Genomic DNA, 11,802 nt, shown 5'->3' on the forward strand with positions numbered 1-11,802 from the left:
TCTATCTAGATCCTCAGCCAAAATGGTTATATCCGCGCTTCTGCAGCTGCCTTCTTCGCTCCGAACCCATGGAACTCCCTGCGCCGCCGGTAACAAGCTGAACGTCCGGTCCGCCTTCCTCGACCTCGCCGATGATAAACATCGGAATGCCTTCTGCCTCTAGCGCAGCCTTGGCGCCCTCAGCATCTCCTGCTTCAATCGTCCCGAGCAGCACATAATCCTCACCGCCGTACATCATCCATTCCAGCGCGTCCTGCCCGGAGTCAGCCGCGTAGCTCATCAGCGCACCGCTTCTAGGCAGCTGCCGATCGTGAAGCACCAAGCAAACGCCAGAAGCCTCTGCAATTTCCCATGCCTCGCTTGCCGCGCCATCGCTGACATCATTAAGTGACGTACAAGTTCCACGCTGCTGCAGCAGCCGTCCCGCCAGTACCGAAGGCGATGGCCGTCGATGCGCGCGAACGAGCGGTTCCGGCATAACGCTTGCTTGTCCATCCAATAATCCATGCAGCCCGGCAGCCGATTGTCCAATCGGACCCGTTACGAATACCACATCACCTGGCTTGGCACCGGAACGCTGCAGCGCCCTCCCCGTCTCCACTCTGCCAACGACGGTAACTGCAACTACGAGATGCTGCGGAGAAGACGTCGTATCACCGCCGATAATGGCCACCCCATATCGATCCGCACACTCGTATAATCCATCATACAATGACCGCATCCGATCCGGACCCCAGTTAGGCGGGACGCTCACCGACACGAGCGCATGCATCGGCAAACCGCCCATCGCTGCAACGTCGCTCACATTGGCGGCTAATGCTTTGAAGCCAATATCTGATGCTGACATCGTCTTATCGTTGAAGTGGATCGTCTCAACCATCGTATCCACCGCGAGCACCCACTGCCATTGCTGCTGCGGTACGTCCGGCAATTGAACAACAGCCGCATCGTCCCCAATGCCCAGCACGACGCCCCGTTCCTTCTGCCACTGCGCGGACTGACGCTCAGCGGTCCAATGACCGATGCTTGCGAACTCGTCCAATTAACCCGCCTCCATGCCGCTCTCTATTTACAATGTGCCGTCCATAGGACGGCGACAGCCGTTTCACCTTGGTTCCTGCGTTGACCTTATTATATCGGGCGTCGACGAGTGCCGCAACAGAAGGTATCAATAACCCGCATTACCTGCTCGTACGAAAAAAGCCGCATTCGCAAAGGCATAAGCCTGACGAATACGGCTGTTAAGGGCTAAACGGCTAGTGAATGTCTTTCTTCTTGAACCTTCCGCCCTTCACATCGTGGATGTTGCCAACGGCCATGAAGGCCGATTCATCGACCTCTTGTACGATTGACTTGAGCTTCGCTTCTTCCAGACGTGTAATCACACAGAAGATTACTTTCTTACTGCCGCCGGAGAAGGCGCCTTCTCCGTGCAAATACGTAACGCCGCGGCCAAGGCGGCTCATAATCGCATCGCCAATCATCTCCGACTTATCGCTAATGATCCAGATCGATTTCGACTCGTCGAAACCTTCGATCACAATATCGATCATTTTGTAAGCCAAGTAATATGCAACAAGGGAGTACATCGCGCGATCCCATCCGAAGACGAAGCCAGCGCTGCCGAGAATGAAGAAGTTAAGGAACATAACGATCTCGCCTACGGAGAACGGAATTTTCTTGTTAACAAGAATAGCTACAATTTCAGTGCCGTCGAGCGAACCGCCCGAACGGATTACGATACCAACGCCTACGCCTAGAATAAGACCACCGAAAATAGCTGCGAGGAAAGTGTCATCAGTGAAAGCTTGCACGGGGTGAAGCAGGAATGTGCCGAGCGACATAACGACGACACCGTATAAAGTGGACATTGCGAACGTCTTGCCAATCTGCTTGTAACCAATGAATAAGAACGGGAGGTTGAGGAAGAACAGGAATACACCAAGCGGTACACCTGATAAGTGACCGAAGATGATAGAGATACCGGTAATACCGCCATCGATAATGTTGTTCGGAACTAGAAATATTTCAAGCCCGACGGCCATAAGCATTGCCCCGATGGTTATGAAAATAATTCTCCGGGCAATCTCGACCTTGGTCAATCTGCTGTGTTGGATGTTTGCCATTGAACCCCTTCCTTTCTTGTTGTCTCACTATTCTTACTATAGTATACATGAAAATTCGGTCAAATTGAACCGAAAACCATCATTTTCGTTCAAAAAATATCGAATTCACGACTTTTTAACATCAGACCTTCGTTTATCAGATGTTATATCGGTTTATCTGTCGCTTGTGAAACGAATCCTTAATGTAAGCATAAAAAAGGCTGCATTGCGGGGTATCAGCATGACGCTGATATACCGCAGATGCAGCCCTTAAGTTCCAACTCATTCTGGCTATTTCTTCGAAATGCTTCGTCTAGCTCTTGAGCACGTCATGATCGACGTAACGCTCGCCATTAATCTCGCTGATCACGTTAATTGCAACCTTAGCGCCATCGCCAGCCGTTACAATGGTATGTACGCTAACGCCTGCTGCTGCTCCTGCTGCCCATACGCCTGCAACGCTCGTCTTGCCTGCTGCATCCGCATCGAGAATCGTCTTCACACGCGGCTCCGTGCCCGGCTTCACGGCAATGCCGCTTGCTTCAGCCAACGCTTCTGTCAGACCTGTGCCCGTTGCGAGAATGATGTGCTTCGCCTCATAAGATGTGCCATCTTCCGTACGTACGGATACAGTGCCTTCGCCAGCTACAACTTGAACCGCTTTGCCTGGAACGAACTCGGCACCGAATTTCTTCGCCTGCTTCACGCCTACAGCAATAAGATCAGGACCGCTGATCGCTTCCACACCATAGTGGTTCTCGATCCATGCCCGCTTCGTAATGCTCTGATCGCTGTCGATGACAAGCGTGGACTTGCCTGCTTTGGCTGCGAACAATGCGGCGCTAGCGCCCGCTGGACCTGCTCCGACAATAACAATATCGTACATAAATATTCGCCTCCTTAAGATATGGACAATAGAAGATGTCGTTCAATAAGAAGCATATATTATTACCCAAATCCCGCCAAGTGCAAATCGGTATAATCATCATCTAAAGGGGAAAATGACTGCTTGCATCCCGTTCTTCTGTCGCATATGCTGATAGTAATGCATAAGAGCGCTGAATCTGCTCCGTCAATGCATGGCATATCCATATCGGAGGTAGGTAAATAATGAGCAAGAACAATAAAGCCGGAGCGAATCGCTCCGCGAAGGACAAAGCACGAGCAATTCTTACAGGGGCCGGTCGCAATGAATGGACCCGCAAACCGCAGACGCAAGTCGTTACGAATCGGAAAGCAGAACAGCGCCGTACGTGGTGCCGCAAAGGCATCGACGATGGCGCTGTTTCTTTTTGCACAACAATATGCGTTTAACCCTTATCTTCCACTAATCGATCCACCGACACCGTATGGGTATTCTGCGGCGTTCCTCCAACTTGTACCGTTGCCATGCCATTCGCCTCATCGACGGACTCGATCCATACCGGCTCGCCTTCCAGATGAACGCCGATCGTGCCGGATGATTCGTAGATTTGCTTGGCTCGTTTGATATCCACTTAGTTGTCCTCCCCTACAATCGGACGCTCAAGCGTCTCCATGTAATCGGTCGTGGATGCGTCAATCAGGCCGTTATGCGTCGTCACCTGACCCCCGCCAAGCCCTTCATTCACCATGCGGTCGATATCCATCTCGTAGCTGCTTCGTCCATCGTGCCATGCATCGGTGTCTACGTCCCGTCCTTCTTGTTCACCCGTGTTCGGAATGCGGTCCATTGCCATGGTTGCTCTGACAACCTCCTTGGAAGATTAATGATCGAATGATCGTTGCATGCTCTGCAAGGCACTTGCCTTCTTGAAAAATATGCCCTATGCGGCCAGATTTCATGCATAAGATTCCGTGCTTAATACAAGCAAAACAGCAAGCCCGGGGGGAGCCTGCTGTCCTGTTTATGATGTTAAATTAGGTTGTTACTGTTTCCATACCTTGTCGACAGCCGATTGGAATGGCGTTTTATACTTCTCGATAACCGTCGATACGGATACGCCCTCACGAATCTCTCCGATGAAATCGTAGAATGGCATTTCCGGATAACCGTTATCGGATTCGACGACTTTAATGCTCTCGCCTGCGAGCTTCGCGTTGTTCACATCATCTTCGTTGCTGAAATACGACTCCAGGGAAGCTTGTTTCGGATAATCGTAGACAGAGGTGATATCGTTGATTTTCTCGTAAATGTATACCAACTGCTCCGGATGCTCAACCGCCTTCGGAACGGTCAAGTAGTTCGGAATGGTTAACAAGGAATGGTATTCGGTCACGCTTGGACCTTTCGGGAACGGAACAAAACCGATATCGATGTCCGGCATATCCTTGTGGAAATCGTTCGTTTCATAGTCGCTGCCCGCATACATGAGCGTATTGCCTTGACGGAAGAACTGTCCTGGCTCCGTCCAATCTCCGCCTTCTGTCGGCCTGCCGATCTTCTCCGTTGCTAGCTTGGACAAGAAGTTGAGCACTTCCAGCGTCTTCGGATCGTCAAGCGTTTGTTTGCCGTCCGCCACCAGGTTCGCTTCGTTCGCAGCCATTGCCGGAACCAACAGAGAATCGCTGGCAAGACCCCACGTATCCAGCTTGCCGTCGTTATTCGTATCTTTGTTCGCTTCTTTGGCGACTTCCATGAACGTATCCCAGTTCCAGTTGCCTTCGTTGACATAATCCTGCAGCGGCTTAATGCCCATCTTAGCCATGAGAGTGCGGTTGTACAGAATCCCGGACGATGCGCCATTGATGCCTGAACGGAAGCCGTAGCCTCTGCCTTCGAACTGCGAATATTCATTCGTGTACTGCTGAATGAACACCTTGTCGTTCTTCGTGTATTCGTCAACCGGCCAGAACATATCTTTCTTGACCAACGTTGGAATCATCCACGGTCTAGCAACCCTGATAATATCTCCGACCGGTGTTCCGGACATTAGCGATGCCGTTACTTTATCCTTATATTCGCCGTAATCAACGACTACGTATTCGATTTTGAAATTGTGTTTCTTCATGAGCGCATCCAGATTTTTCTTTTTCTCAATATTATCCGGATTGTCTTCCTTGATCGATTCATCGTACCACGATACCCATTTGATCGTTCTGCCGCCCATGTCGAAATCCATCTCTGGCGTCGTGCTCGCAGGGTCCGCTTCGGCGTCTGTGGATGTTTCTCCTGTATCCTCCGCCTTCTCTCCAGCAGGAGCCGTCGCCTCTTTGCCGCCTGTATTGTCTGTCTCTGTGCTGCTCTTCTCCCCGCTTGAACCGCATGCCGCCATAAATACGAGCATCAAACTGCACAACAGCATCCCCATTGACTTACGGAACTTCATTTGTATGAATCCCCCTTCAGATTCGGCTGCGATAAGGCAGCGCTTTCAAATGTATAAGCCTGCAAGGAACATCTTTCGCTAGCAACGTTCCGAACATATGGAAAGTGTATATTTTGACAGGTTGTCAAACCATAGAGTTTCTAAATATGATTTGTAATAAATCAATACAAATGTAAATGACTAGGAGGAAACAACCACTGCCAATTGCCCACCCAACGCCTCAAATCAGACCTTTGCCCTACCTACAATCAATAGCTGTCCTTGATTTCCTGAACGTTCCATCCACGATTCATACGATAGTCTAAACCATTTTCACTTGGGAGGAATTGCAATGGAGCTCTACTACCATCCCCACCTTGTGCCAAATATCTTTCTATTCGTTGAACGCAAATGTTTCCCGGATTGGACCATTCAGAGGTCAACCATCAGTTTTCACGATCTTACGTTTGTCATCGAAGGCCGAGCCAGCTATTACATTAACGGAGAGAAATACAATGTAGAGGCGGGGGATCTGATTTATGTTCCAGGGGGCAGTGTTCGAGAAGCGCATACCTTCAAGTCTTGTCCGATGCATGCCTTTCCCTTCAACTTCTATTGGGCTTCGCCGCATAATGATATTCGTCTTCCATTCGGGATCGTAACGAAAAGAATGATAACCAAAGAAATCCTGGGTTATATCCGAGAATTCAACCAAGTGTGGATGAGCAAGCAGCCGTTCTATCTCATTCAAGCGCGTGCGATCTTCGAGCTTATCCTTCATCGCCTGCTGAGCAACTTTGCCCGTCAGTCGAGCATGCAGGTCGATCCGCGGATCAAGAAACTTATCGCATACATAACAGAAAGCTATGCAGAACCGCTTAAGATTGGCGACTTAGCGGAGCGCGTGAAACTGAATCCCGTTTACTTAGGCAAGCTCTTCAAGGAAAGCACCGGCTCGACTTTCAGAGAGTTCCTAAACCGCATACGCATCAATAACGCTGAGATGATGCTGGCGGATGGTGATTTCACGGTAACGGAAACGGCCGAACGCTGCGGCTTTCAGGACATTTCGTACTTCAGCAACTTGTTCAAAGAGATGAAGGGCTATCCTCCTTCCGCAGTGAGAAAGATTGCAGAGGGTTAGGGAGCTCGCAGTTCACCTTTTTTAATCAAAATGCAGGGTCAGCACCGGTTGAATCGCCTTCATTGCGGGAACGCTGGTAATGATCTGTTCAAAACGCGATAAGCGCGATGGAGGTGCTTGAGCCATGCATACGGTATGGAAAGGTGCGATCAGCTTCGGTCTTGTACATGTTCCTGTCAAAATGTTCTCGGCAACCGAGGACAAAGATATTTCGCTTCGTATGATCCATCAGGAGTGCGGCAGTCCGATTTCCTATGTGAAGACATGTCCTGCATGCGAGAAGGAAGTCGCGATGGACGAAATCGTGAAGGGCTACGAATATGAGAAAGGCCGCTTTGTTCTGCTCGATAAGGACGACCTTGAGTCAATCGGAGGCGAGCGGTCGAAGACGATCGCCATTCTCGACTTTGTAGCGCTGTCGGATATCGATCCGATTTATTTTCAGAAAACATACTTTCTGGCGCCGGATCAGGCTGGCGGGAATGCTTACCACCTGCTTATGGAGTCCATGCGAGATACCGGTAAGATCGGCATAGCGAAAGTATCGATTCGGCAGAAAAGCTCGCTCGCCGCAATCCGCGTCATGGGCGATTGCCTGGCCATGGAGACCATCTACTACCCGGACGAAATTCGCTCTGTACAGCAGGTGCCCGGACTCGCCGATGTTCAGACGAAACCCGTTAACGAGAAAGAGCTGATGATGGCCAAAATGCTTATCGAGCAGCTATCGACGCCTTTCGAGCCGGAGAAATATACCGACGATTACCGCGCCCAGCTCATGGAGCTCATCCAGCATAAAATCGCTGGCGAGGACGTCCGCGTTGCACCGCAAGCGGAGCAGACGAACGTCCTCGATCTCATGGCCGCGCTGCAGGCGAGCCTCGAGGCTGCGCGCTCGACGCCAGCAGCAGAAGCGCCGCCAGCTGTTGCCGCTGGGCCAATCGTGACGGCCAGCGGCGCGGGCGATGCCGCCACGGCAGCGGCGAAGCCTGCCGCCAAGCGCAGTCGCAAGGCGGCTGGCGCCGCAGACACTGCTGCGGGAGGCCCGATCGCGAGCGATACAGGCGTCGGCAGCGCGGCACCAGAAGCGCCAGCGCCGAAGCCGCGTAAACCAAGAGCGCCGAAGAAGGCGGCTCAGTAACATTGGAGCCCAGCAATTCCTCACGAGTTTAGCGTAAGTAAGCTTCTTCAATACAATTGTAATAGTCTCACACACAATAGCGATCCACTTCGGGTCGCTATTGTTGTGTGCGGACGTCAGACATCATTATCGATCTAATGTGCAGGCTTAGAGGATTAGAGTGCGTTTGGTACACCTCTATACAGTCGATACTATCTATAAAAAGGATTCGGATTAGCATTATTAATGAAGGAGGGTACGGGGATGGCAAAGGCATTACCGTGGTCGGTCGACCAGCCGATTGAGCCGTTCGAGCCCGTGGCGGCAGAGAAGCCGCCTGAGGGGAATTGGTTATATCAGATCAAATGGGATGGCGTTCGGATGCTTGTCTATGCGGATGGTGACCGGTGCGAGCTGTTCAATCGACACGGCAATCACAGGACGGCGTTATATCCCGAGCTATTGGATTGGCGGTCGTACTGTTCAGCCACCTCCTCCGTTCTGCTTGATGGCGAAATTATTGCACTCGGCGCGGATGGGAAGCCTTCCTTTCACGAGGTGATGCGGCGGGATGGCATTAGGCGGACCGATCGTGTGAAACAGGCCGCACGTGAAGTACCCATCGCTTATATGGTCTTTGATCTCCTCTACTGTGACGGAGAATGGTGGAATAACAAGCCGCTGACGGAGCGGATGCGCAAGCTTGAAGAGCTGCTGCAGACCAGTCGCCTCGTGCAGCTTGTGCCCTCCTATCCCGATGGATCCACCCTGTTCCAAGTGACGAAAGCGCAGAACCTCGAAGGTATTGTCGCCAAACAAGCAGACAGCACTTATTCATTCGGCGGCAAGGATGGCCGCTGGCTCAAAATCAAACACTGGGGCGATGTCATCGCCACAATCGGTGGTTACACGACCAATGGGGGTATCGTCAATGCTTTGCTAGCAGGGGTTTTTGATGATAAGGGAGGTTTTCATTTTATCGGGAAGGTTGGCACGGGTCGTCTCAAACGTTCGGAGTGGGCTGCGCTAGCGGATGTGTTCGCACCGGTCCGCCGCAGCACTAGCCCCTTCGTCACCTATCATCGAGATATGGCTGGCGCTGCCTGGGTCGAACCGCTGCTCACCATGCGCGTCCAATATGCCGAATGGCGCTGGCAGGAAGGCCGTCAGCTTAGACAGCCGATGATCGAGGCACTGCTAGGCACAACTCCAGCTCCGCCATTCTTCACAACTAACTAACTGACTAATGAGTGCAGAATTGTGCTCTCACATGGTATTCACCCCCCCGCCTCCATTCTAACGGACCGAAAGGACGCTATTCATCGTCTATCCTCGCTACTATGTTTCTAACGGACTCAGATGCAACTAATTAGGTGGAATTCACTCTAACAAGCTGTTTTCCACCCCGATAGCGTCACCGTAGTCCGTTACATCACGAATCGAGCTCTTAGACATTAATTAGGATCCCTACAGTCCGTTCCGTGGTACAGCAAGCAACAAACACATTCGTTAAGGAGGGATTACCATGTCAGCCAGCTCCAAAGGCACCATCATCATCGACGGCGAGACGATTACGATCTCGAATCCGAATAAAGTGCTGTGGCCAGAGCCTCGCATTACGAAGGCCATGTACTTGGAGAAGCTGGCGCTGCTGGCCCCGTATCTGCTTCACCATTGCAGCGGGCGCTATATGACAACGATTCGATGGCCGGATGGGATCGCTGGAGAATCCTTTTATCAGAAAAATTGCCCTGAGCCAGCTCCCGCCTTCGTCCATACCGCTCAGCAAGGTGACATCAACTATGTGCTGCTTGATTCACTCCCGACGCTGCTGTGGCTCGGCAACCTTGCCTGCCTCGAGTTTCATATGTCCTTCGACCGAATCGGGGAAGCTGTCTACCCTACGGAGTGGATCATTGATCTTGATCCTTCATTAGAAGAGGAGCCTCGCATCATGGAGGCGGCGGTCATCGTGGGGGACTTGCTGCGGAGCATTGGCGTGGAGTCGATGCTCAAAACATCTGGCGCAACAGGCGTCCAGCTTATTATTCCATCAACAGGCGACGTCACGTTCGACGAGCTGCGCGTGATGGGTCGCTTCATTGGCACTTACCTAACGCAGGCACACCCGCAGCTGTTTACGATCGAGCGAATGAAGGTTGACCGAGGCGATTGTATATATGTCGACTACTTGCAGCACTATCCTGGCAAAACGATCGCAGCTCCCTACTCACCCCGCGCACGCAAGGGGGCGACGTTGTCGACGCCGCTTACTTGGGAGGAAGCAAGGTCAGGCGCGCGGATCGCAGATTATAATCTTCTCACAATTGGCGACCGGCTAAGCCAATACGGGGATCTGCTCTTTCAAATAAAACCGCAGCAATTGCGGCCGATTTACCATTTTGTGAGTAAAAATACACCAAAAGGTTGACCTTCTAGGCTGTGCAATAGGCGTGCGCACCTTCATATTTAGCAGACATGAATTGTAGACAGACCGAATAAATAGGATTAGAACGTTCGAATACGCACGCCGGCAGAAAGGAGAACAGCCTCAAGTGAAACGGTCAACTAAGCCGAAGTGGTCCTTCGTACTGATGCGCGGCGCTGACAAGTCAGTCCGGCAGTTTAAGGTATCCAGGCGGTCTATCGTAGCCGCTCCGGCCGTCGCCGTCCTTGCGCTGTCAGGGTGTATTGCGGCGCTCCAAATCCGCTCCGCCTTCAAGATCGATACGCTGCAGGACGAGATGTCCCAGCAATCCAATTCGTTCACCCAAACTGTGCACGGTAAGGATGATTCGATTGGAACTCTCCAAGAGGAAATCGATCGGTTGAATCGGCAAACCGAAGAGCTGAAGAGCAAGATCAGCGATCTTCGCGAGCTGGAGAGCAAGCTTAAAGTTTTTATTGAACAATACGGGCGGCTGACGGAGACGTCCGATTCGAGTATGCCTGCAAATGCAGATCCAGCGACGCTTGACGCACTGTCTGGGCTGCAGCAATCGAGCGGCACTCCTACTGCTCAAGAGGCTAGAGATCTGATCGCCATTGCCGAGCAGTCGGGGCTTGATTTTCGCCAGATCAGCTCTCTCGTCGATTCAATGGAAGACACAATGGAGCAATCGGTGAAGCAAGCGAAAGCTCGCCAAGCGATACTTGATGCGCTTCCGACCGGATGGCCAACCAAGAGCTCATCCAAGATGACGTCGGGCTTCGGTTATCGAAGCGACCCGTTCACCGGCAAATCGACGTTTCATGCAGGCATCGATATCGGGGGTAAGGTTGGCGATCCGGTATTCAGCGCTGGGGATGGAACCGTTGTCGAGACGGGCTCGAGCAACGACAAAGGCAACTATGTCATGATCGATCATCATAACGGCTTGAAGACGGTATATATGCACTTATCGCGTATTGAAGCGAAGGAAGATGAAGAAGTCGTTCGCGGGGAGAAAATCGGGTTGATGGGAAGTACCGGACGGAGTACGGGGGCCCATGTTCATTTTCAAGTGATGCAAAAGAATGAACCGGTCAACCCGCTTCGTTATTTAAGCTAACAACGTACCCTATGCTTTCGAAGCGAGTTTGTGCTACAGGAAGTGATGCCATGAGGCTGCGCATTAACTTTTAGGAGGTTCGCCAATGTTCAAGGATTCGAAGAGACTCAGCTTAACGGATACGCTAATCGGGCAAGGCACACATGCCGAGGGGAAGATGGAATGCGAAGCCGGGCTTCGCATCGAAGGCGAATTTCGAGGCGATATCGACTGCCATGGCGATGTCATTATCGGAGAATGCGGCATTGCTCGCTCGAACATTAACGCGCGCGACGTGACGATCGCCGGCAAAGTATTCGGCGACGTAACGACCAAAGGCCGCTTGACCATTACAGCGACTGGCCAGGTGCACGGCAACATTAATGCCCATATATTCGTCATGCAGGACGGCGGAATATTTACTGGCGCATGCCGGATGGAACGGACGCAGGACAACAGCCGCTCCCGCCCTCTCGTCGAAGCCGAGCCGGTGCAGCAGCAGGCAGGAGCGCGCGAGAACAAATCCGAGCAGCCTAACCATGCGCAGAATCAGAATCAACAGAACGGCAAAGACAAACGGCAGCAGCAAGCCGGTTAACCCATACTTACAGCGTAA

The 11,802-nt window shown here is 51.9% G+C and carries 13 protein-coding genes; 7 read left to right on the top strand and 6 right to left on the bottom strand.

Annotated elements, in window-relative coordinates; translation table 11 throughout:
• Positions 1–13 precede the first annotated feature (13 nt).
• The 3 genes from thiL to H8B09_RS22230 form a co-directional block, all read right to left on the bottom strand.
• Positions 14–1,042: a thiamine-phosphate kinase gene (thiL, locus tag H8B09_RS22220; RefSeq protein WP_191205784.1), complete on the bottom strand. Its 1,029-nt coding sequence runs from the start codon at positions 1,040–1,042 to the stop codon at positions 14–16.
• Positions 1,043–1,256: 214 nt separating this feature from the next.
• The gene (locus tag H8B09_RS22225; protein WP_191205785.1) at positions 1,257–2,126 is read right to left on the bottom strand and encodes a YitT family protein; all 870 of its coding nucleotides are present in this window, start codon (positions 2,124–2,126) and stop codon (positions 1,257–1,259) included.
• A gap of 292 nt (positions 2,127–2,418) precedes the next feature.
• Positions 2,419–2,991 carry an FAD-dependent oxidoreductase gene (locus H8B09_RS22230; protein ID WP_191205786.1) on the bottom strand — a complete coding sequence of 191 codons (573 nt, stop codon included), beginning with the start codon at positions 2,989–2,991 and terminating at the stop codon, positions 2,419–2,421.
• A gap of 224 nt (positions 2,992–3,215) precedes the next feature.
• Here H8B09_RS22230 and H8B09_RS22235 point away from each other — a divergent pair, with 224 nt between their 5' ends.
• Entirely contained in the window at positions 3,216–3,419 is a 204-nt protein-coding gene (locus H8B09_RS22235; RefSeq protein WP_191205787.1) for a hypothetical protein, read from the top strand.
• Here the strand turns inward: H8B09_RS22235 and H8B09_RS22240 are convergent.
• From H8B09_RS22240 to H8B09_RS22250, 3 genes are all read right to left on the bottom strand, one after another.
• Entirely contained in the window at positions 3,416–3,601 is a 186-nt protein-coding gene (locus tag H8B09_RS22240; RefSeq protein WP_191205788.1) for an H-type small acid-soluble spore protein, read from the bottom strand. The genes H8B09_RS22235 and H8B09_RS22240 overlap by 4 nt on opposite strands.
• Positions 3,602–3,817, bottom strand: coding sequence for a hypothetical protein (locus tag H8B09_RS22245; protein WP_191206079.1), 216 nt, complete (start codon positions 3,815–3,817; stop codon positions 3,602–3,604).
• A gap of 195 nt (positions 3,818–4,012) precedes the next feature.
• A complete protein-coding gene (locus tag H8B09_RS22250; protein WP_191205789.1) occupies positions 4,013–5,413 on the bottom strand; it encodes an ABC transporter substrate-binding protein in 1,401 nt (466 codons plus the stop codon).
• A gap of 331 nt (positions 5,414–5,744) precedes the next feature.
• Here H8B09_RS22250 and H8B09_RS22255 point away from each other — a divergent pair, with 331 nt between their 5' ends.
• The 6 genes from H8B09_RS22255 (at position 5,745) to H8B09_RS22280 (ending at position 11,784) form a co-directional block, all read left to right on the top strand.
• Complete coding sequence (locus H8B09_RS22255) at positions 5,745–6,536, top strand: helix-turn-helix domain-containing protein (protein ID WP_191205790.1); 792 nt, start codon at positions 5,745–5,747, stop codon at positions 6,534–6,536.
• A gap of 124 nt (positions 6,537–6,660) precedes the next feature.
• The gene (ku, locus tag H8B09_RS22260) at positions 6,661–7,677 is read left to right on the top strand and encodes a non-homologous end joining protein Ku (RefSeq protein ID WP_191205791.1); all 1,017 of its coding nucleotides are present in this window, start codon (positions 6,661–6,663) and stop codon (positions 7,675–7,677) included.
• A gap of 243 nt (positions 7,678–7,920) precedes the next feature.
• On the top strand, positions 7,921–8,895 hold the full coding sequence (locus H8B09_RS22265) for an ATP-dependent DNA ligase (RefSeq protein WP_191205792.1): 975 nt from the start codon (positions 7,921–7,923) through the stop codon (positions 8,893–8,895).
• A gap of 286 nt (positions 8,896–9,181) precedes the next feature.
• Positions 9,182–10,087: a non-homologous end-joining DNA ligase gene (gene ligD, locus H8B09_RS22270; RefSeq protein WP_191205793.1), complete on the top strand. Its 906-nt coding sequence runs from the start codon at positions 9,182–9,184 to the stop codon at positions 10,085–10,087.
• Positions 10,088–10,211: 124 nt separating this feature from the next.
• Positions 10,212–11,207, top strand: a complete 996-nt coding sequence (locus H8B09_RS31070; RefSeq protein ID WP_191205794.1) for a M23 family metallopeptidase — start codon at positions 10,212–10,214, stop codon at positions 11,205–11,207.
• Positions 11,208–11,292: 85 nt separating this feature from the next.
• Complete coding sequence (locus H8B09_RS22280; protein ID WP_191205795.1) at positions 11,293–11,784, top strand: bactofilin family protein; 492 nt, start codon at positions 11,293–11,295, stop codon at positions 11,782–11,784.
• The last annotated feature ends 18 nt before the right edge of the window (positions 11,785–11,802 follow it).

It is taken from the genome of Paenibacillus terricola (genome assembly GCF_014779765.1).
Lineage (GTDB): Bacteria > Bacillota > Bacilli > Paenibacillales > Paenibacillaceae > Paenibacillus_T > Paenibacillus_T terricola.